The organism is Aquipluma nitroreducens, from assembly GCF_009689585.1.
Classification (GTDB): Bacteria; Bacteroidota; Bacteroidia; order Bacteroidales; family Prolixibacteraceae; genus Aquipluma; species Aquipluma nitroreducens.
In genome coordinates this window covers 2859553-2882425 of sequence record NZ_AP018694.1, presented here as the reverse complement: position 1 = coordinate 2882425, position 22873 = coordinate 2859553, and the positions used below count along the sequence as shown (strand labels likewise).

The window sequence follows — 22873 nt, the reverse complement described above, 5'->3', positions numbered from 1 at the left end:
GATCTTCCGTCTTCGTTCACCCAACTCTTTGCGCCTTGCCCTATGCCCCATGCTCAAACGCTTCATGCAGTTCGAGGCAGGCTTTCAGAAATTGCAACGATTTCCAGATTTGATTTTTGATGGTTTTTACCGAAATACCTAATTGGTCAGATATTTCCTGTTGCCTGAGGCCATCGAATCGGCTTTTCATGAACACATCGCGACTCCGATCGGGCAATTGTTCGATGCACTTGTTTAGTGCGACACTGAATTCGATCTGTTCTATCTGATCTTCATCTATTTGCCATTCCTGGACCGGCATATTTTGAATTGATTTCTGGCGGCTTTTTTCGGCACGCAGGTAATTGAGGGCGGCATTCTTTGAGGCACGATATAAATACCCGGAAGTACTTTCTTTAATTTCAAGCTTTCCGCGTTGAATCCACAGCCTGATAAAAAGCTCCTGAACAACGTCTTCGGAAGCACTGTAATTTTGTGTAAGGTTAAAAACAAATGCACAAAGCCGACTGTAATAGCGCATAAAAAGCTGATTATAACAAGCATAATCATCCTTTTTAATACCAACTATTAAAAGATCATCGGTCAGTTTCATTTTTCTCTCTCAGTTTCAGGAATACAATGATAGAAAAATTATTCCTCTATTCTCTTTGTCCACTGCTCCATGCTCTTTGCTACTCGAGCTCCAGTCCACCAAAAAATTCAGGATTATGAAAACTCGGTTTTTCGGTTTTTATTTTGGTCCACGAAACGAAATGAGGAACACTTAATTCGTCGCCACATTTATAAAAATTTCCGCGCATTTTTGTTCCTGAAGCTGGTTTTAGGTTGTGTTTAAAGAATACTTGCCAAGGAATTGCAACCGTAATCTGCCATTCAGTCTGTTTTTTCAACTCCGGGAAAGCCGAACTTCCAAGCGATGAAATCCGGCGAATAGAAGTAATTTGTTCATCCGAAGCATGAACCGTAGCATCACCTTTCTTTCGGAAGCCCAATAAGGCCGTACCAATACAATTCATTTCAAAGTTGTAATATTCGTCATTCCCGTCTGGCGAAAGGAAAAATTCAACACAGCTATCTGTCCAAACCCGGCCATTACTTTTTGTAACTTCGGCTTTAACCGATTGCTCAGAAACCTGATACTGAAGAAAAAGTTCCTCCTCGTTGTATGCAATTTGCACAGTTACTTCAGGGTGATAGGGAAAATCTTCCCAGTTCACCACGTCAAGTTTTAGAGGTTCAATTTCCAGATCGAGCGTCTCGGAAATCAGTTCCAGCGGCGGATTTGAAAAACCTTCGAGTATTTGATGGACTTTCATTGTTTCGTTTTTTAATTCAGATTTCTCCGGGGTTTGAATGTTTGTTTTGTAACTGTCGGCTTCTGCATGCTGATTAATCCAACTCAGCAGCAACAGTGCGCACAATCCGGCACATTTCATCGTATTGTTCCTCCATACTGGTCAGCAGTTTATACTGGGCCACGGTTCGTTGATAATTGTGATCCGGACTTTTGATTTTATAATATTTGTCGCCATCAATGTAATCCATCAGAAAACGCAGAACCTGTTCATAAGTGATGTATTTTGCCGAAAAAGCAAGGTATTCCAGTTCTTTATCAGTCAGGAAGCTTTTTGCCTGCGAAAGATAGCCCTTAGTAAAACCTTCAAAAATCGAAATATCGCACGAAACGGCATCCAGATTTTCATCGTCTTCCGCGCCGGTATTGGTGTACGAACGCATAGCATCGCCAAAATCGTTCAGACAAGTGCTATTCAAAACAGTATCCAAATCGATGACGCACAAAACTTCACCATTCAGGTCAAACAAAATATTATTGATTTTAGTGTCGTTATGAGTGACCCTAGTCGGAATTTCACCCGATTCAACCAGTTTCCAGAAGTCGAGCATGTTGTCGCGGCGACTTTCAATCCAGGCAATTTCGCTGGACAGTTTTGCCTTCCGGTCTACCGGATCTTTGGCCAACACAGCATCCCACTGGTTAAAGCGATAACGGATATTATGGAATCCGGGCAAAATATCGGTGAGCGGCTCTTTCAGATCGGAAACCATCGACTGAAACAACCCAATCCCTTTTCCACCCTGAAAAGCCAATTCGGGAGTTTTTGCCGATTGATAGGCAACGGTGTCGCTAATAAACACACAAACGGCCCAAAATTCATCGTCCTCGTCCTGAAAATACAATTTCCCATCTTTTGCCCGAACAACGGTCATGGCTTCACGCATCGGATCTCCATTCTTTTCAGAGACTTTCTTTTTAATATGGGCGCAAACCTTCTCGATGTTCTCCATCATTGCAGGGATGGGATGGAAAATCCGTTTATTTTTTCGCTGAAGAAGATAATCAGGCGTTTCGCGTTCTTTTGTTCGAATAATAAAAGTATCGTTGATGAACCCCTCTCCCATCGGTTCAACCCGATCAACAGTTCCTTCCAATTGAAATTTTGCAGCTATTTGTTCCAGATTCATGGTTGTTGGTTTATTTGTTTTGACAAGCTCAAAGATATATTCCTTTTCAGAGTATGAACAATGACTTCCCAATATTTGTTTTTTGATGCGATTTTAAGGAAATAAACTCCCGGTTGATTCCATCAAATTTTGCTTTATAGTCATCCAGCATATGGACAAATCTATTTTTATCATGGAATATTGTTCCCAACTGGCTCTTGAAATAAAACAGGCTATTGCCATGCCCTAATTTTTATTAATTTTGAATAACATGAAAATGCTGTATTAATAAAAACTAAACCATCTATGCTAAAAAAGACAGGAGATTTCTTTCGTAAACATCTCTTCCTCCTATTATCCTGCGCATTCGTTGTAGGAATTCTGATTACCATTTCCGGAAATAAAGTGATTGAATATACTTCAACCGACGAGTCTTGTGCCGCGTGCCATGTTCATCCACACGTTTTCGAGTCCTGGAAATTGTCGTCTCACTTCGACAACAAAAGCGGAATCAAGGTTCATTGTGTCGAATGTCACCTTCCGCCCAAAGGACAAGGCTACCTTCTGGCAAAAACTAAACTTGGTATAAACGATCTTTACGGTTACCTTTTCAAAGATTCGGCTGAATTTAACTGGGAGATGAAGTCGGAACTGGAACATGCCGTAAAATATATTCCGAATGCATCATGCAAGCATTGCCACCAGAACCTGTTCCCGAAAGATTTAGTGGACGCAGGCATAGCTGCCCACCTTTACTACGAAAATAACGAGAAAAAACTGGATTTGCAGTGCATCAGTTGTCACCTCGACGCCGGACATTATAACCCGAAATACAAACATGGCAAGATGACCGGCATACCGGGACAAAACGACGGTACCGACAGTTTGAAAGCCATTTTTGAACAACCAGCCAGCGTAACAACATTTGCCGACTACACCGAGCAGATTCCAGGTACACCGGTGTCGTTCAAAATGATTGCTATCAAAGGCGGCACCTTCAACATGGGTAGCCCCGAAAAAGAACCTTTCCACCAGCCCGACGAATCTCCGGTGCGCAAGGTTACGGTCAGCCCATTTTTTATGGCCGAAGTGGAAACAACCTGGGAAGAGTACTGGGCCTTTTACGGGAACACAATGAGCGAAGGACGCACCCCACCTGAACAAATTTATGCCAACAACAGCAACCCGAACGTGGATGCCATTTCCGGCCCAACCCCGCCTTACGGGCGACCTGACCAAAACTGGGGATTTGGCAATCGCCCGGCAATCACCATGACCCATTATGCAGCGGAAACCTTCTGCCAGTGGCTTTCGAAGAAAACCGGCAAAAAATACCGCCTGCCTACAGAAGCCGAATGGGAATATGCAGCACGCGGTGGCACAGAAACACCGTATTTCTTTGACGGTAAACCAAATAAATTCTCCAACAAAGGATTATGGCGAAAAATCTCTAGCCCTGAAACTGAACCGATTTCGCAGTACATCATTTATGAAAACAATGGTAAAGGCAAAACGCATTTGCCTGAAGAGGTTAAGCCTAATCCATTCGGCCTGAAAAATATGCTGGGTAACGTAATGGAATACTGTGCCGACCGCTATACCCCCGACGCTTATGCAAAAAACAGCGGGAAAGTAAATAATCCACTCGTAACCGAGGGTGAGGAATGGGTGGTACGCGGAGGCAATTATACTTCGGATGCAGCCGACGTACGTGCTGCCGCCCGCAGCCACAGCCAGCACGACGCCTGGTTGAAAACCGACCCGCAACAGCCTAAAAGCATCTGGTGGTATTCCGATGTTAAAGCCATCGGGTTCAGGGTTGTTTGTGAGCCAGACAATTCAATTAAAGTTCAATAAATAAACTGATTATCCTAATTTTTAAATTTATCTATTATGAAAAAAGGTGTTGACAGACGTTCATTCCTGAAAAGCTCGGCTTTAGCCGGGGCATTGGGCGCAATTGGTACAGGAGGAGTTGCAACTTTAGCATCGTGTAGCAGTAGTACTCCAAAAGTACAGCCTCTCAAAGAGTCAGGCTCTTATTACTTACCTAATCTGGTTGATAAGTCTGCAGATGGCAAACCGCTGAGAGCCGGGATAATTGGCTGTGGCGGACGAGGCTCTGGCGCAGCGTTTAATTTCCTCAACGCGGCCGATAATGTTACTATCGTTGCTTTAGGCGATACTTACGCTGACCGTCTGGAAAGTTTAGCTGAAAATCTGAAAAAAGAGAAAAATATCGACATTGCAGCCGACAAAAAATTCGTGGGACTCGACGCTTATCAAAAAGTTATTGACAGCGATGTGGACGTAATTATTACCGCTACACCACCCAATTTCCGCGCCGAAATTTTCAAGTATGCAGTTGAAAAAGGCAAACATTGCTTCCTCGAAAAACCGATTTGCGTTGATCCGGTAAGTTACCGCACCATCGTAGCCACAGCCAAGCAAGCCGAAGCAAAAGGGCTATGCGTGGTAACCGGCACGCAACGCCACCATAAGCGCGATTATGTAGCTTCGTACGAACAAATCATGAACGGAGCTATCGGTGAAATAACCGGTGGAACGGTTTACTGGTGTGGTGGTATGCTCTGGTACAAAGATCGCAACCCGCAATGGTCGGATCTGGAATGGATGATCCGCGACTGGGTAAACTGGGGATGGCTTTCAGGTGACCATATTGTTGAACAACACGTTCACAACCTGGATGTATTCACTTGGTTTTCGGGCTTGAAACCAAAATCAGCATTGGGATTCGGCTCACGCCAGCGCCGTGTTACCGGTAACCAGTTCGACAATTTCAGTGTCGATTTTGAAATGGAAAATGGTATTCACATTCACAGCACCTGCCGCCAGATCAACGGAACAGAGGGTGGCGTTTGGGAATTTATCCAGGGTACGAAAGGTTCATGGACTTCCGACGGGCATATTATCAAAGACCTGAAAGGCAACGAAATATGGAAATTCGACTACGAAGCTGAAAAAACCAAGTTCAAACAGACCGACCCATACACCTTGGAACACGTGAACTGGATTAACCATATCCGTGCCGGAAAACCGATTGAACAGGCATCTGAAACGGCTGTTGCCAACATGGCTGCCATCATGGGGCGTGAATCGGCTTACTCCGGAAAGAAAGTTACTTGGGACGAAATGACTGCTTCGCCGCTCGATCTTATGCCGAAAGATATTGATATGACCAAAAGCATGGCTGCCGCCAAAGAAGGATACGGTGCAGGAAAAGAATTTAAACTGCCCGAATTTATTCACATTGCAGGAACGCCACAGGGAAACCAAACACGATAAGGTATGCCGCTTAACAGACGATCTTTTTTAGGAACTGCCGTTTCTGGTGCTGCATTAGCAGCATCAGGCGGCCTGTTCTCTTCTTTCAAGGGCGAATCAAACTCCTCACAAAATAAAACAGTTCAATTAAAGATTTCATGTCAGGAAGGAGTTGCCCCGGGTAAAACACTTGCCGAAAAGCTCGATTTCATGGAGTCGTTGGGAATTGTCGGTTTTGAACCTTGGGGTGGCGGACTTGAAAAAAGAGTGGAAGAAATACAAAAGGCCCTGCAAAACCGAAACATCAAAACCAGTGCAATATGTGCCGGTTTCGAAGGTTGGCTAATTGCCGACGATCTAGCCATTCAGAAAAAATGCATGGACTCGATGAAGGTTATCATCGAAGCTGCCGGAGCGCTTGGTTCAACTGGTTTGATTTTCGTCCCCGCTTTCAACAACCAAAAATCGTTGCCCGACAAAGAAGCCCGGGAACTTTTGCTTGGGCAAATGAAAGAATTGGGAGACTTTGCGCTTCAGCATAAAACCCGCATTTTGCTCGAACCGTTGAATCGTCAGGAATGCTATTTCTGCCGACAGGTAGCCGATGGTGCATCCATTATCCGCGATGTAAATTCAGCCGGAGCAGCCGTTATGGGCGATTTCTGGCACATGACCTGGGAAGAAACCAACGACCGTGCCGCATTTCTGGCTGCTGGTGATTACCTGCACCATGTGCACATTGCAAGCCGCAAACGGCGTAAAATGCCGGGAGAAGACGGCGAAGCTGATAATTACATCAATGGATTCCGAGGTCTGAAAGAAATCGCTTATCAGGATTACGTGAGTTTCGAATGTGGATCTGTTGGCGATTCAAAAATAACCTTACCCGCCGCAGTGAAATTGATGAAAGAACAGTGGGAAAAAGCCTGAGGAGAAAGTGATCAGGCTCAGTGACCAGTAAAGAATTATCATCCAATGAGGCCTATTTTATCGACATTCTTTGGATAGGATATTCGCAAGTAAGGTCAAAAAACAGAAAAAGCGAAGAATCGATAAATCATGATTCTTCGCTTTTTTTGATGTATAATTCTTCCAAACAAGCTTCTTCTAGCGGATTTCTTCATTAAAAGTATTAAGATTTAGGCGTTCAATTAACAACAATACCAGCGCTCAGCAAAGTAAAAAGTTCCACGAACTCAGAGATGTACTGTAAGTCAGGTTTTCGAGACCTTTCTACTCTTCAAACCGAACATTTACGTTTCCTCCGGAGGCATGCATATAAACAGAAATTCCGCCTTTATTCATCGTTCCTTTTACACGGTCTTTCTCCGCTTTTCCTGAAAAATTCTGAAGGTCAATATTTACCCTATCGGATTGCAAATCCAGGTCGAGACCAAGATTTTTGCCATTGCGAATGAGTGCGTCAACTCCGCCACCGCTCGATTCAAGGGTTAAATTCTTGCTTAGGTTTTTGATGTCGACATGAACAGAACCACCGCTGGATTTAGCTTTTACCGAACCACATTCTCCTGAAACATTTACTCCGCCACCACTGCTGCTGGCTTCTACATTTCCTTTGATATTCTTCAGGCTAACGCCACCACCTGAACTTTGGGCAAAAACGCTTCCCTGGGCATCTTCTATGGTTACACCGCCTCCGCTCGAACTTAAACGAACATCTCCGTTCTGGTTCGTCACATGCACACCACCGCCCGAAGATCTGGCTTCAGTGGTACCACTTACATTTTCCAGGTGTACGCCACCACCGCTGCTCGAAAAATCGTGCGTTCCTTTCACTCCTGAAATTTTTACACCACCGCCGCTTGACGAAACCTTGCACGACATTTCCTTCGGAACAATAATAGTTAATGAAATACCTAAGTTGTTCCAGAAATTCATACGCATCTTGCGTTCAACAATTGCAGTGACGGCTGAACCGTTTTTTGAAAAATTCACATCGAATGCTTCCAGAACTTCTTTTACCATAGGGTCATTTGGCGCTAAAAGATTATTGTTTTTTCGCACAAATGCCTGTATAACTACCTGGGGTTGATCGTGTGTTTGAACAGTTACACCTCCACCCGAAGATGATGCATTGAGCGAACCAGGCTCTTTCATTTCAAAAGTTTTCGTAATGGTTGGCTGGTCATCCTTCGCAAATCCATTCAGCGAAAACAGGAATATGATCATTGCAACGAATGAGAACATTTTCATAGTAGTCAAAATTTTCACAGCAAGTCTTTTAATTGTTTAAATGAGGCTGTCGGATATAAAGACGCATTATTTTTCCTTCCGTTGCATTTTGCATTGTTTTTTATACAAAATAGTTAGCTATTCATACCTCAATGCCTCCACCGGATTCCTCGTGGCTGCTTTCATCGTTTGCATTCCAATCGTCAACAAGGCAATTAACATTGTTATCAAACCAGTTCCGGCAAAATACCACCATCTCAAGTCAATATGGTAGGCAAAACTTTCAAGCCAGCGATTGACAATCAGGTAACCTAATGGAAGTGCAATAACAATGGCAATAACCACCAGACGGGTAAAATCGCCTGATAATAGTTTGACAATTTCTGTTGTGCTTGATCCCATAACCTTTCGAATCCCTATTTCTTTTGTCCTGATTTCTGCGGAAAAGGCAGCCAACCCAAACAGCCCAAGACATGAGATCAAGATAGCCAGTCCGGCAAAGTATTTGGAGAGCGCCGAAACGCGTTGTTCAGCTACATATAACTGTTGATAGTCATCGTCCATGTATTTAAAATCAAAAGCCTGCCCCGGATATTGTTTTTGGTAAATTTTTCTGAGGGTTTCGATTGTTGCCTTTTCCATTCCGGCCTTGATTTTCACTGAAGCCTTTGGTGCATACTGAATTGGTGCTACGAAAAGGACACAAGGTTTTACCTTTTCATAGAGCGACTCAAAATTGAAATCTTTGACTACCCCAATAATCTGCATTTCTTCGCCTTCAACTGAAATATTCTGGCCAACAGGATCAGTCAGCCCCATCACCTTAATTGCAGTTTCATTAAAAATAACCTGGTTCGAAGACCCAAAATCTTCAGAAAAGGCTTTCCCCGTTGCCATTTCCATCCCCAGAGTCTCAATCAGGTTATAACTAACCCATTTGACAGAAAAAAAGGTTTGGTCATCGGGGTTTTTCCCTTTCCAGGCAATGCCTGAAGTACCTCCCAATGGTGAGCCAGCCTGCATGTTCCCCCCGGCCGCATTGAGAACGCCGGGAATATTTCGGATCTCGGACAAGGTTGCGGGACTCATCTTAGGTGCACTGAAATAGATCACCTGATCCCGGTTATACCCCAGATCTTTGGACTGTACAAATGCCAGTTGTTCAAAAACAACCAAAACCGAAACAATCAAGATCACCGAAGCTGCAAACTGAAAAATAACCAATCCTTTTCGTGCCCGGAATCTCCCGGAAGAAACTTCAAGTTTACCTTTTAAAACATCGACGGGCATAAAACGGGAGATATACAACGCCGGATAACTACCGGCAAAAAGGCCAGTCAGGATGGTGATACCCAAAGCGATCAGAATAAAGCGCATATCGAAAGCGAGTGTTAAATACTTTCCGGTAAGGTTATTAAACGTTGGCATAAAAAGGCGAACAAGGATAAGCGCCAAACCCAAGGATAAAAAAGTCATTATCATCGACTCCCCGATAAATTGGAGAATCAATGATTTTCGTCCGGCTCCAATCGCTTTTTTGATCCCAACTTCTTTAATTCTTTTTGATGCCCTCGCCGTGGACAAATTCATAAAATTAATGCAGGCAATAATTAATATGAAAATCGCAATCAGTGAGAACAACCTTACATACTCAATTCTTCCACCTGCTGGTTTGCCGTTCTCATAAAGCCCTTTCAGATAACGGTCAGAATAGCGTTGAGCAACCAAAGTAACACTCAGATTTTTATCTTTGGATTTTATAAAGTCCTGTATTTTGTCGTTGAACCACTTAGTCGAAGTTCCCTCTTTTAAAAAAACGTAGGTTCGGGGACCGCTATCTCCCCACCCTTTTCCCGGGTTCACTCCTTCAAACAAACTATAATTCAATAGTAAATCAAAATGGTTGGTTGCATGAGCAGATGGTAGATCAAAAATGCCGGAGACAACAGATGTTACGCTAATATCCTGCGCATTCCATTCGATTGTTTTCCCAACAACATCTTTGATATTGCTGAATAATTTCAAAGCCAGCTCACGCGAAATAACTACCCCATTTTTTTCTGAAAACAATTTGTTTCTGTCGCCATACAGGATGTTATAGGAGAAAACGTTGAAAAAGTCTTCCGATACATATTGTCCAACTGACTTGATGTGTTTGTCAGCCATTGAAATAACCCCTTTGCTAATGTTGAAGGAAGTAGGAACAACGGAAACCGCATATTCAACTTCCGGAATCTCTTCTGAAAGGGCTTTGGCTAAATGACCAGGAGTAGCCTCAATGGTCTCGATACCATTGGCACCTTTCGTGTTTTGCATCACCTGAAAAAGCTGCCTGTCATTTGCAAAGAATTTATCAATGGATAGCTCGTCATTCACCCAAAGAAAAATCAGCAATGCACAAGCTAAGCCCGTTGATAATCCTATCAGGTTTATAAAGAAAGAACTACGGTTTCGTTTAAAATTTCTGAATATTAGTCTGATCTGGTATTTCATCATGGCTTCTAAATTTTAATGTTTTGTGTAGTCAGGGTTTCACTTCTAGTGAAGTCCTGACTCATTGTTATTCATATCTCAACGCCTCCACCGGATTCCTCGTTGCAGCTTTCCAACTTTGCCAGCTTACGGTTAGTAATGCAATTCCGAGCGCCAGCAAACCGGCCAGGGCAAAAATCCACCAACTTAGGTTGGTTTTGTAGGCAAAGCTTTCGAGCCATTTATTCATGGCGTACCAGGCAATGGGCGTCGCAATTACAAAAGCAATGGCAACCCATTTTACAAAGTCTTTATTGAGCATGGTCATTACTTCAGATATTTTGGCGCCGTTAACTTTGCGGATGCCGATTTCCTTAGTTCTGTATCGACTACTCTGAAAAGAGATGGCAAATAAGCCGATCATCGACAGGAAGACACTGATAACACTACAGGCTCCAATTAATTGGAGGTATTTTTTATTTTCCCGATGCAGAAATTCATAGCGGTCTCCAATGGTTTCCATATCTAGCGGATAATCAGGAATAAGCTTTTTCCATGTTTTAGCAATAGCATCTTGTGCCAGTGCAAGTTGATTCTCTGAGGCTTTCACCATCAAGTGGAGTCCTTTCGGATCATACGCGATTAAAGCAGGTTCAACCAACGACTTTAAACTGGAATAATGAAAATCCTTTACAATGCCGGTCACAATCTTATTTTCCATACCAGGCACACCTTTCCCGATTAAGTTTTGAGTTGGAAACATGGCTGCCAGCGACTCGTTTATCAGGCATTTATTTTTATCCGATTCCGGATTCCCTGAAAACCCACTTCCTTCAACAATCCGGATTCCAAGCGTAGCTATGTAATTTTCGTCTCCGGTAAATCCTGAAGGAGAATACTCTTTTTCAACACCATTTTCATTATAGTGCAATAAAAACATGAAGTGTTCCAGAACTGGCGATGCGCCTGCAATGGAAACCAGTCCGACCGAAGAATTAGTTCTCAATTCTTCCTTAAAAACCGACACTATACTGGCATACTGAGCTGGAATTTTAACCTCAAAAACCTGCTTGTCGAGACCAATTGGCTTTTGGGTGATATAGTTTGTTTGCTTGATAATGATGATTGAAAAAATAATGAGCACAAGAGAACTGGCTAGTTGAAATATATTGAAAGCAGGCATTTGAACTCGTTTACCTATTTGATTGCCTCCCGGTTTTAAGGCATTAAGATATTTGTTCTTGCGGATTCGAAAGACAACAAACAATAAGGTAATGATTAGGAGAACTGCAACAACCTCAGACAGAATCAGCATTTGCTTTGGGTTAAAGATAAAGTCCGATGTAATGTTTGTACTCGTCAAATGATTGAAAAACGGAACCATCCAAAGCATCAAAATCAGACTTAGAAGAAATGAAATGCCAACCACAATTAGGCTCTCAGTCATAAAATTGATTACAAAACCAAACTTCGATCCGCCATTCACTCGCTGTACGGCATAAGCCTTGTTTTTTTCGATCAGGTTATTATTGACCAATCCGAGGTAATTGAACGATGCAATGCCAATAATCACCAACCCGATTATCAGGGCGATCCACAAATCAGTTTTATCACGGCTGGCTTCGAAGCTTATATGCCGTGATGTGTCGAAATAAGTATCCTGAAAAGGTTTGAGGGAATATTGGCCGGGTGTTCCGTCGTTAATCGAAGGAATGGCAGCTTTGTTCGCTGCAAAAATCTTTTCAAGTTCCTGCGGATTGGCTCCACTGGCCAGCCTCACAAAGCAACGGCTGTTCTTTCCTTTTGCTGGACGAACCATATCAAACCTAATTTGAGTATTTTCTAAAGGTTTCCTGAAAACTCCGGTTACGATCATCGGTTCTTCTTTTTCGCCATTCACCAATGTTATAATTTGCCCAACAGCATTGCCTGTTCCGAAGTACTTTTGGGATAAATCTTCCGAAATAACCAAGTCATTATCGGCCTCCAACGAGGTTTTTGGATTGTTCGTCAGTAGTTGATAACTGAAAAAACTGAAGAAATTTTTGGAAGCGGCAATGACTCCCGGACGATCATAGTAGGTTTCATTATTTACAACCACCTTTTGTGCTGAAGCTGGACTCACTCTGCAGTAATCTTCAACCTGAATGAAATTGTCTTTGATATATTCAACCGAACCTTCACTACATAGATACGTTTGTTGACCTTTGCCTTTGTTGAACAGATCGTCGCATCTTAAGGCATACATCTGTTCTTTCTGCTTGTGAAAAGCATCGGTATTCAATTCGCGGTTTATGAACATGGCAATTAGGTTAACACATGCCATTCCTATGGCCAAACTAATAATGATGATGCCTGTGTTCAACTTTTGTCTGAAAAGACCTCGGATAATAATTTTGAGCTTTAACATGGCGAATTTTTAGTGATTTTTATAGTTCGTTTTTAACACCAATTTCAATCACAGTTTAATATTTTACTAATGCCGCAAAGCCTCCACCGGGTTTCGTGTGGCTGCTTTCCCAGAGACTCCTAATCCCCCAAAGTGGGGACTTTGAGCCGGATATTTGTTGTGTGTGCAGTGCATGGTTGTTTTTTCATTACCATATAAGCTGTTAGTAATTTACCTTCAATCCTCAAGGCTTTACAAATAACCAATCCATTATTAGTCAACATGCTTCTAAAATCTTGAAAGCTCCATTTATTAACAACCTTAAATCCACTAATAAAACCAATTACTGTCGCTATAATTTTGCTTTTGGCATTTTCACCAACACAAAGTGTCGGGGCAATAAAAATTCCATTGTCTTTCATTACTCTTTTTATCTCTTTTATAGGCTTTTCCGGTTCGTAAAGTAGATGGAATAAGTTAGAAGCAATCACTATGTCAAACGATTTATCTGGGAATGTCAAATTATAAGAATCCTGAATTTGGAAATCTAGGTTTTTAATTTCTGATTGTTTTAATTTTTGATTTGCAATACGAACCATCTCGGGTGAAATGTCTGTTGCAATTATAGAAGATACTTTTGAGCAAATCGAAAAAGGAATAATCCCAGTTCCAGTTCCTATCTCAAGAACATTGTGACTTAGGTTTAGGTCTAAATCAATGTTTTCAAGAATAGTTTTATATGTTTTTCTGAAAACTTTATCTATGAAAGGGTCATAGAAGTTTGCAAACCTATCCCAAAATTTTCTTTCTTTTTTCTGTCGATTATTCATATGGTTATGATTTGTCAAATGGTCTTTTCATTGTACACAACTATTTCCTTTATCCATCATTAACTATTGCTCCCAGTTCTTCCCCGGAGTTAGAGGGGGCTTTTTTAAGCCCTCCCTTTCGGGGAGGGTTTGGGTGGGGCTTCTTCCTACTCATACTTCAGCGCCTCTACCGGGTTTTTCGTTGCCGCCTTCCAGCTTTGCCAGCAAGTTTCACCCCTAAATCCCCTGAAGGGGACTTTGAAGCGCTGATCTTCGTTCGGAACAAATTCGTTCGATTTCATTTTGAATATGAGTGATGTTTTTTTCAACTTCTTCATTTGTAAACTGGATGACTTTTATTCCCCAATATTCTAGTAGAACATCGATATTTTATCACTTATGCTCATGCTTGCACGATGTTAAGCCCCTTCAGGGGTTTGGGGTGAAAACTATTCATACCTCAAACTTTCTATAGGGTTTTTAATAGCCGCTTTATATGATTGATATGAAACTGTCAACAGCGCAATTCCCAATGCCAGCAAGCCGGCAAGGGCAAAAATCCACCAGCTCAATGTTGTTCGGTAGGCAAAGCTTTCGAGCCACCGGTTCATGATATACCAGGCAACGGGCGTGGCAAGGATAAATGCAAGGGCTACCCATTTTACAAAGTCTTTATTCAGCAAAACCATAACTTCGGTGATTTGGGCGCCGTTTACTTTTCGGATGCCGACTTCTTTCAGCCGTTGTTCCGAAGCGTATGCAGCCAGTCCGAATAAACCAAGGCAGGATATGAGGATTCCAATTCCGGCGAAATATTTGGATAAGGCCGAAACACGCTCTTCGGCTTCGTACAATTTTTGGTAGGCTACATCCAGAAACTGATAATCGAATGAAAAGCCAGGATTGAACCGGGCATAGAGATTTTTAAGCCCGGCAATGGCTTGCTGATCTTGTCCGACTTTAAGTTTAACCATCACAGTCATGGTTTTTTGGGGATCGTATAAGATAGTCATTGGATTAACTTTTTCGTGAAGCGATTGGAAATTGAAATTTTTTACCACACCAATAACTTGCTTTTGCTGGCCATTGTAATTCACGGTTTGCCCAATTGGGTTTTTAAGCCCCATTACGTCAACCGCAGCCTGGTTCAAAATTAGTTTGCTGTTTTCGCCGCCGAATTTATCCGAAAAACTTCGTCCTTCAGCTAACTCAATATTTAGGGTTTCAATCAGGTTAAAGTCAGCCTTCATTACTTCGAAATTAATGTTAGCCAACGGGTCTTTCCCTTCCCAACTCATGCCATAGGTTGTAGAAGGACTGCCTACCAGGCTTGACGAAAGATCCGATACATTGGCAACCCCGGAAATCTTTTGGGCTTCGGTAATAAATGTTGGTAGTTTTTGCGCCACATTTCCTTCTTTGGCGAAATAGATGACGTGGTCTTTTTGATAGCCCAGGTTTTTGTTGTGAATAAACTGAACCTGCCGGTAAACAACAATCATTGATGCAATGAGAACAACAGAAATTCCGAATTGAAAAACAACCAATCCCTTGCGTGCCCATATTTCTCCGGAAGAGCGGCTGGGTTTGCCTTTCAGAATAGATAAAGGATTAAAACCTGAAAGATAAAACGCCGGGTAAAGTCCGGTTAAAATACCGGTTAACAAACAGATACCAGCGATGGGTAAAAGAAAGCTTGCGTTTAATACCAGATGAAGTTGCTTGCCGGTTATCTGGTTAAACTGAGGCATGAAAAGCCAAACCATGAGCATGGAAATAATCGTTGCCAGGAATGTTAGAATGACGGCTTCGCCTGTAAATTGACCGATCAGCGCCTTTCGTCCGCTGCCGACAACCTTCCGAACGCCAATTTCCCTGAATCGTTTGGAGGCTTTGGCTGTAGCGAGGTTGATGAAATTGATTCCGGCAATGAGTAAGATAAAAATGGCGATTAACGAAAATAACCTGACGTATTCAATACGTCCTCCTGATTCAACTCCATTGGTGTAACTGGCATGTAAATACCGATGTGAGTAGGGAACTGCAAACAGGCTAACGTTTGAACCGGTTTGTTTGGTTTTGATATAACCTGAAATTTCGCTGTTCAGCTTTTTTACATCGGCGCCTTCGTTTAACACCAGAAAAGTTTGTGGCGCATGGTTTCCCCAATGGATTTTCCGTCCAACAGTTTCCGATAAATTAATCCAGGCTTCATAGGCCAATACAAAATCGAACTGGGCGGTTGAATTAACAGGAGTTCCTTCAAAAATTCCGGAGACTACCGCATTTCTTTTGATGTTAAGTATCTGCCACTGAAATGTTTTTCCGATCACACTTTCTGTAGTCTTAAACAGCGACAAAGCTAACTTCCGGGAAATAACCACAGCATTATCATCACTAAGTACCTGTTCCGGATTCCCTTGTAACAGTTTGAATGAAAAAGCCTTGAAAAAATTGGGTTCGGCAAACTGCCCGGCTGCTTTTACCAGGTTATTATCGTCGGCCGATACCGTAAAATTCCCGAACATACTTGCCGGAGAAACAGCTACAGCGTATTTTATTTCGGGAAATTCGGATGCCAGATTCCGTGCTAGCAAATCCGGGGTCCATTCTTGAGTTAAAATACCCTGCGACATGGCCTGATTTTCCAAAACCTGGTACAGTTGCTTATCGGTTTCATGAAATTTATCCACACTCATTTCGTCGGCTACCCACAAAAAAATCAGGATCGCACAGGCAAAACCAGTGGCTAAACCAATCAGGTTTATAAAAAATGAACTGCGGTTTCTTCTGAAATTTCTGAATATTAATCGAATTTGGTAACTCATCATGGCTTCTAATTTTTAATGTTTGTACTTTCCTGTAAGTCAGGGTTTCACTCGAAGTGATGCCCTGACTCTCTTTGTTATTCATACCGCAGCGCTTCCACAGGGTTTCTCGTTGCAGCTTTCCAGCTTTGCCAGCTCACGGTCAGCAGAGCAATTCCTAACGCCAGCAAACCTGCCAAGGCAAAAATCCACCAGCTAAGCGGTGTTTTGTAGGCAAAGCTTTCGAGCCAGCGGTGCATGGCGTACCAGGCAATGGGCGTTGAAATCGCAAAAGCCAGACTTACCCAAATTACAAAGTCGCGGTTGAGGAAAAGTACAATTTCGCCAATACGCGCGCCGGTCACTTTCCGGATGCCAATTTCCTTGGTTTTTTGCCGGCTGATCAGAAGAGATAGGCCAAACAAACCGAGACTGGCAATCAGGATGGCAATAACAGCCAAAAGCCCGATGGTTTTTGAGAAACGGATATCCGACTCATAAATCTGGTTCAGCATGTCGTTTGTAAAATCGAAGTCGAACGCGGTAGTGCCGCCGGTCGATTTCCAGGTTTGCTTCAGGAATTCGATGGTTTCCGGCATGTTTTCGGTTCGCATTTTAATGGCAATTTCGCGGCACATGGTTGGGTCTAGTCCAATCAGCATGGGCGTAATCGCTTCGTGAATCGAGTACATATTAAAATCTTTCACCACGCCAACCACCGGTCCAAAAGCGGTTTGTTCGCCAACGATTTCTTTCAGGCCGAGGGCTTTAACCGCCGCCTCGTTTACCAAAACACCCGAGTTGTTCTTTTCTTCGTCGAAGTCGGCACCCATCACGAATTTCATGCCCATAGTCTGGGCAAACCCATAGTCAACAAAAAGGCCGTTTACTTTAACCATTTCGCTTTTATTGTCAACCCGTGGGATCGACATATACATTTTCCCTTTGTGGGGCGGAATCCATAATGCCCCGCTCACCTGCACCACATTCGGATTTTTCCTGATTTCCTGACAAAACAGTTTGTAATCGTGGTCGCCCAGCGAAACCCGCAGCAAACCTTCTTTTTCGATTCCAAGGTCTTTATTGAAAGCGTAATGGACCTGCTTTTGCACCAAAGCCATCACGGCAATCAGCACAATAAATACCGAAATCTGAAAAACCACCATCGCTTTACGAAGATTGTGTTTGTTTCCGGCGGAAGTATGTTGTCCTTTAAGTGTTTCGACCAGCCTAAACGATGTGATTTTAACAGCTACCATAAAACCCGATAAAGCTCCGGTTGCCACAGTAATCAGGATCAGGATAAGCAAACTGACCAGAAATTGGTTTGTAAGGGTGAGTGTGTATGATTTTCCGAGCAACTGACTGATGTACGGCAATGCGAAATGCCCAGCCAGCAAGGCAAAAGGCAAGGCAACCAGCGACACCAGAACCGATTCCTGCACCATTTGCCGGATCAGGTCGAAGCGTGGCGCACCGCACACTTTTCGCACGGCCAGCGCTTTAGTCTGGGTCAATGCCTGTGCCGAGGTCAGGTTGAGGTAGTTGATGCAGGCGACGATCAGGATTAGAAATCCTACCGAAGCCAAAATAAACAACATGGATTGGTTGCCTTTGTCGCCGCGATTGTTGTCCACAATTTTATCTGATCCGAAATAAATATCGTTTAGCGACTGGAGCGAGAAATTCAGTTTATTGTCTTTATCCGACTGTGCAATACCTAATTGGTTCAGTTTTGTTTCGAACGCAGCAACCGAAGTCCCTTTTTTCAGGAGAAGATAGTTGGTGAAAAATACTCCGCCATTCCACGAGTCTTTCATTTCCTGAATACTTGGCTTTTCTCCGACTGAAATGATATTTTGTGACAAGTTTTCCAGGCCAAAATCGACATTGGCAATCATCGAGGCCTTAATCGTGGAATTCAGTGGCAGATCCTTGAAAACAGCCACTACCTCCATCGGACTTTCCACTCCCTTGCTGCGTAAAGTGAATACTTTACCAACCGGATTTTCAGTGCCAAAATATTTTCGGGCGATTGTTTCTCCCAGCACAATTTTTCCCATAGACTGATCAAATCCAGAAAGCGTTCCCTGGATTAAATTCACCCCAAAAACATCAAAAAAGGAGCTTTCTGTACACAGCATGTTCTTTTCTTCAACGAATTCGGCTCCACTTTTTACGTCCATGTTGCCGATGTTGTATTGATGCACGTATGCTTCCACTTCAGCAAATTGATTGGCCACGGTTTCGCCCGCCACAAAAGGAGTATTTGCCCAGCGGTTATTATCGTTTTCATTTTGGTTGATGATACGATAAATCCGGTTACGGTTGGCAAAAGAACGATTGTAGCCCAGTTCGTTCAGCACAAATACCAGAATTACCGCTACGATTCCCAGCCCAAAGATCAGTCCTGTAAGGTTGATCAGTGTGTTTGTTTTGTCGGCTTTCAGGTGCCTGAAACTGACCAACAGGTTGTTTTTAATGCTCATATTTTCTGTTTTTTGTTGTGTAGCTGTTGTCTGAACTTTGATTGGTCTGATTTGATGATAGAATATGATTTTTTCATTACACGTTTAAATTCTAAGCTTTTGCTGCCAAAATTTATCAGGCATTTCGAATTCTCTTTCGAAAGGAATATTCTGAAGACCAAATTCAATAGCCAGCGCTCGTTGATAAATGACTTCCTGAAAACCGTTACCAAGATGTTTATGAACCTCAATGGCACACTTGATAACCTTACCTGTCAGATCAGAAAGCGGATATTTATCATTGGTATAGTTGTTTTCTATCATTTTTTAAATCATAGTATTCAAATAATCAATCAAATCATAGTTCAAGACTATTCATATCGCAACGCCTCCACCGGATTCCTCGTTGCTGCTTTCCAGCTTTGCCAACAAATTACACCCCTAGATCCCCTGAAGGGGACTTTGAAGCTCCGATCTATGCCTTGCACATTCTTGTTCGATTTCATTCTTAACATGTTCAATGCTGTTTTCTACTTCTTCGTTCGTAAACCGAATTACGTTAATTCCCCATCGTTCCAATTCTGCTTCTCGCCCAATATCATATTCTTTTTGATCTTGAGATTTATGTATTCCACCGTCAATCTCAATTACTAATTTTAGAGGATGACAATAAAAGTCCGCAATGAAAATATCAATAGGATGCTGAGGCCTGAAGCGCAATCCCATCATTTTCTTACCCTTTAGATGCTCCCAAAGTTTTTGTTCTGCTTCTGTCATATTTTCCCTCAACATCTTTGCTTTTTCAAAAATGTGCGGTTTTGCATCGTAGAACATCGAAACTTGATCTCTTATACCCATGTTGCTTCTTCGTTAAGCCCCTTTAGGGGTTTGGGGTAAAATTTATTCATATCGCAACGCCTCCACCGGATTCCTCGTTGCTGCTTTCCAGCTTTGCCAACTAACCGTAAGTAGTGAAATTCCCAATGTCAGGAACCCAGCTAAAGCAAAAATCCACCAGCTAAGCGTGGTTTTGTAGGCAAAACTTTCGAGCCATTTATTCATGGAGTAGTATGCAACGGGTGTGGCAATAACAAAAGCAATAGCTACCCAACGAACAAAATCGCGGTTGAGCAAGGTTAATATTTCGGAGATTTTTGCTCCATTTACTTTTCGGATACCGATTTCTGTCGATCGGTTAATTACAGCCAAAGAGGTTAGACCTACCAAACCCATGCAAGCCAGAAAGATACATATAGCTCCGGCCCAACTAACTATTCTGCTCCAACGCGTTTCTTCCTTGTAGAAATCGTCAAATTTCTGATCCAGAAAACTATATTTAATTGGCAATTCGGGCGATATGTTTTTCCATGCAGCTGCTATTGTCGTTAGTGCTTTCGACGGATCTCCGGGATTAATACGCACAAAGAGAGTGTTTGGCTTTAAGTTAGCCGGACACAAAAACATTTGTGCCCGAACCGTTCGGGTTAAATCTTCAAAATTAAAATTCCGGCTAACCCCTATTATCACTTTTCGGTCGGGTCCTTTGCTGTTAGTGAATTCTTTGCCCAGAGCTTCTTCCGGAGTGATCCCCAGTACATCGTGAACAAGCGCCTCATTCACCACCACTGACATTGTTGCATCGGAAGCTATTGCTGGATCAAATGTTCTGCCTGCGACAAGTTGCATACCCAAAACATCCAGAAATTCAGCATCAATCGGATATTCAATAACGGTTTCTTCCTTAGTATCGAATTTGTACCTCCGACCCATCTGGCCTTCGTTATTTCCAAGCCCGATGTACGAACCTGTAACTCCCAATATGCTGCTTTCCGATCTCAACAACTGTTTGAAAACCGGATAATCTTTTTGCAAATCAAGGTCTTGAGTGTTTATGGCTACTACATTTTCTTTATCAAAGCCAAGGTCTTTCGATCGCATAAATCCGAGTTGGCGCATAAATACAATCATTGAGATGATTAGCCCGATGGAAAGTACAAACTGAAAAGAGACTAGCGATTTGGTGAAAAAATTAGATCCCGAGAACCGGACTTTGCTTTTCAGCACTTCAGAAGGCTGAAATCCGGAAATTGCCAATGCCGGATAAATGCCTGAAATTAATCCAACCAACAACACTACTCCTGAAAGAATACCAATCATTTCAGGATATTGACTGAATGAAAACGACAATGATCGCCCTGAAAGTTCGTTGAAAAACGGTAACAGGGTATAAGCCAGAATTAATCCAATAACTGCGGAAATCAGACTAAGCAATAACGATTCGGATAGAAATTGGTAAACGAGCTGATACCGGTGTCCGCCTGTAACTTTCCTGATTCCGACTTCTTTTGATCGACCGGCTGACCGGCTGATAGCCAGGGTGATAAAATTGATGCATGCAATGATTAATATGCCAATAGCTATGCTCATCAGTATCCAGCTGTTCTTCGGATCGGAGGCTCCCCATTTATCAATGTTGACGCCGGTATGAACATCAGTTAATGACTGAAAACCAAACCCGTTGGTTGGACTGCCATCTTTATTTCGCTCAGTTTCACCCGGAAAATAGTTGTGCCTGAAAGCGGATATACGAGCCGGGTCGTTCATCAGGTTACTGTTTTCGTGTAGCAGTACGTACACCGAAATACCAATGGTCATATTCCAGTCGCTAAGGCTGGCTCTACCATATTCAGTGTTCAGGATGTAATCGAAATTACCAAGAATATCGAATTGAATACTTGAGTTAACCGGAATGTTTTCGGCCACTGCCCCAATAACAAAGGGTTCGAACTGATCGCCGTTTTTGATTTCAACGGTTCTTCCTACTACATCGGTTCTGCCAAATAGTTGGATGGCTTTAGTACGGGTGAGTACTATGCTTCGGGGTGATTCCAAAGCTGTGGCAGTATTTCCTGTAATGAGAGGAAATGTAAAAATCGAGAACAACTGTGGATCGGCAAACGATACGTCGATAGTATGGATTCGATTCCCGATACGAATGAGCTTATCGCCTGTAGGTTTAATTCTTACAAAATCTTCTACGCCTGATAAGTCCTGCTTCATGGCTGGTCCGAGCGGAGTGGCCGATGATGGCTCGCTTCCCTGGCGGTCGCTGAAGGACCACCAGTCGTAAACACGGTAAATGCGCGAGGCCTTGGCGTTAAAACGGTCGTAACTAAACTCATTTACGGTGTACAGCGAAAACAAGCTGAAACAAGCGAGTCCAATAGATAGTCCCAATATATTAATCAGAGCAAGTCGTTTTTGCCTGAATAGATTCCGGAATGCTATTTTGATGTAATGTTTAAGCATGTTTTTAGATCTCGAGAATTTACTTTATTTGACAAAATTTCGTATTAATCAGATATTTAGCTTATTGCTTTGTTAATTGGTTTATAAATCCTTCAGCGTAAAGCATCGTTGCACTTATTATAAGTCCGATGCAATAACCAAATATCACTTCATTCCAGGTATGCCGTCCCAATGCAACTCTCGACCATGCGATTAATCCCGAGAACAGAAAAACAGCAATCCCGATTCGGAAATCAGCTGTCAGAACCAGCGCAGAGAGGTAAATATTCAGGGATACATGAAGGGAACTCTTTACAAACAAATTGATAATCTGCGAAATAAAAACAAGTATGGTTCCAAACAATATGCTTAAACTGAAGTTTGAAGCCGCACTGGTCTTGAATGAAATAACTGTTACAACAATCATTAACGGGATAATAAACGTGAACAGCGTTTTGCGTTGTATCCGGTCTGAGACATCAAAATTGGTGTAGGTTCCATTTCTTGATTTGATATACATCCGCAGAAACAAGGGCAGAAAAATACACCCAATAATCAATGCTGAATTTAGCAGAGCTTTTTCAAAATCTTCAAATACAAACATCATTACCGCGACAAATAATGGCATCGTCAGCAATGGATGGCCAATGAAAGAGATTGCTTTCGCGATTTTAAGTTGCTCTGTTTTCATAATTTGTT

General features: G+C 42.5%; 17 protein-coding genes. 3 read left to right on the top strand and 14 right to left on the bottom strand.

Features of this window, described 5'->3' with window-relative positions; all coding sequences use genetic code 11:
* Window positions 1–40: 40 nt before the first annotated feature.
* The 3 genes from AQPE_RS12150 to AQPE_RS12140 all read right to left on the bottom strand — a co-directional run bounded on the left by AQPE_RS12150 (window position 41) and on the right by AQPE_RS12140 (window position 2484).
* The gene (locus AQPE_RS12150; protein WP_318346764.1) at window positions 41–592 is read right to left on the bottom strand and encodes an RNA polymerase sigma factor; all 552 of its coding nucleotides are present in this window, start codon (window positions 590–592) and stop codon (window positions 41–43) included.
* A 79-nt stretch (window positions 593–671) separates the two neighbouring features.
* The gene (locus tag AQPE_RS12145; protein ID WP_318346763.1) at window positions 672–1316 is read right to left on the bottom strand and encodes a carbohydrate-binding family 9-like protein; all 645 of its coding nucleotides are present in this window, start codon (window positions 1314–1316) and stop codon (window positions 672–674) included.
* 73 nt (window positions 1317–1389) lie between these two features.
* Window positions 1390–2484 carry a phosphotransferase enzyme family protein gene (locus AQPE_RS12140; protein ID WP_318346762.1) on the bottom strand — a complete coding sequence of 365 codons (1095 nt, stop codon included), beginning with the start codon at window positions 2482–2484 and terminating at the stop codon, window positions 1390–1392.
* 285 nt (window positions 2485–2769) lie between these two features.
* Between AQPE_RS12140 and AQPE_RS12135 the strand changes: the two genes are divergently transcribed.
* From AQPE_RS12135 to AQPE_RS12125, 3 genes are read left to right on the top strand one after another with little or no spacing between them, the layout of a single operon-like run.
* The gene (locus AQPE_RS12135; RefSeq protein ID WP_318346761.1) at window positions 2770–4320 is read left to right on the top strand and encodes an SUMF1/EgtB/PvdO family nonheme iron enzyme; all 1551 of its coding nucleotides are present in this window, start codon (window positions 2770–2772) and stop codon (window positions 4318–4320) included.
* 36 nt (window positions 4321–4356) lie between these two features.
* Entirely contained in the window at window positions 4357–5769 is a 1413-nt protein-coding gene (locus AQPE_RS12130; protein WP_318346760.1) for a Gfo/Idh/MocA family oxidoreductase, read from the top strand.
* 3 nt (window positions 5770–5772) lie between these two features.
* The gene (locus AQPE_RS12125) at window positions 5773–6678 is read left to right on the top strand and encodes a sugar phosphate isomerase/epimerase family protein (protein WP_318346759.1); all 906 of its coding nucleotides are present in this window, start codon (window positions 5773–5775) and stop codon (window positions 6676–6678) included.
* 303 nt (window positions 6679–6981) lie between these two features.
* Here the strand turns inward: AQPE_RS12125 and AQPE_RS12120 are convergent, their stop codons facing one another.
* From AQPE_RS12120 to AQPE_RS12070, 11 genes are all read right to left on the bottom strand, one after another.
* Complete coding sequence (locus AQPE_RS12120) at window positions 6982–7962, bottom strand: DUF4097 family beta strand repeat-containing protein (protein WP_318346758.1); 981 nt, start codon at window positions 7960–7962, stop codon at window positions 6982–6984.
* 117 nt (window positions 7963–8079) lie between these two features.
* Window positions 8080–10437, bottom strand: coding sequence for an ABC transporter permease (locus tag AQPE_RS12115; RefSeq protein WP_318346757.1), 2358 nt, complete (start codon window positions 10435–10437; stop codon window positions 8080–8082).
* A gap of 64 nt (window positions 10438–10501) precedes the next feature.
* Complete coding sequence (locus tag AQPE_RS12110; RefSeq protein ID WP_318346756.1) at window positions 10502–12823, bottom strand: ABC transporter permease; 2322 nt, start codon at window positions 12821–12823, stop codon at window positions 10502–10504.
* Window positions 12824–12942: 119 nt separating this feature from the next.
* Window positions 12943–13632, bottom strand: a complete 690-nt coding sequence (locus tag AQPE_RS12105) for a class I SAM-dependent methyltransferase (protein ID WP_318346755.1) — start codon at window positions 13630–13632, stop codon at window positions 12943–12945.
* Window positions 13633–13778: 146 nt separating this feature from the next.
* Window positions 13779–13949 carry a hypothetical protein gene (locus AQPE_RS12100; RefSeq protein ID WP_318346754.1) on the bottom strand — a complete coding sequence of 57 codons (171 nt, stop codon included), beginning with the start codon at window positions 13947–13949 and terminating at the stop codon, window positions 13779–13781.
* Between the two features lie 111 nt (window positions 13950–14060).
* On the bottom strand, window positions 14061–16442 hold the full coding sequence (locus AQPE_RS12095; RefSeq protein WP_318346753.1) for an ABC transporter permease: 2382 nt from the start codon (window positions 16440–16442) through the stop codon (window positions 14061–14063).
* A gap of 74 nt (window positions 16443–16516) precedes the next feature.
* Window positions 16517–18907, bottom strand: coding sequence for an ABC transporter permease (locus tag AQPE_RS12090; protein WP_318346752.1), 2391 nt, complete (start codon window positions 18905–18907; stop codon window positions 16517–16519).
* Between the two features lie 84 nt (window positions 18908–18991).
* Window positions 18992–19210 carry a GxxExxY protein gene (locus AQPE_RS12085; protein ID WP_318346751.1) on the bottom strand — a complete coding sequence of 73 codons (219 nt, stop codon included), beginning with the start codon at window positions 19208–19210 and terminating at the stop codon, window positions 18992–18994.
* Window positions 19211–19327: 117 nt separating this feature from the next.
* Entirely contained in the window at window positions 19328–19744 is a 417-nt protein-coding gene (locus tag AQPE_RS12080) for an endonuclease domain-containing protein (protein WP_318346750.1), read from the bottom strand.
* 42 nt (window positions 19745–19786) lie between these two features.
* Window positions 19787–22195 (bottom strand): ABC transporter permease, encoded by a 2409-nt coding sequence (locus AQPE_RS12075; RefSeq protein ID WP_318346749.1) that lies wholly within the window; start codon window positions 22193–22195, stop codon window positions 19787–19789.
* Window positions 22196–22256: 61 nt separating this feature from the next.
* Window positions 22257–22865, bottom strand: coding sequence for a phosphatase PAP2 family protein (locus AQPE_RS12070; RefSeq protein ID WP_318346748.1), 609 nt, complete (start codon window positions 22863–22865; stop codon window positions 22257–22259).
* Between the last annotated feature and the right edge of the window lie 8 nt (window positions 22866–22873).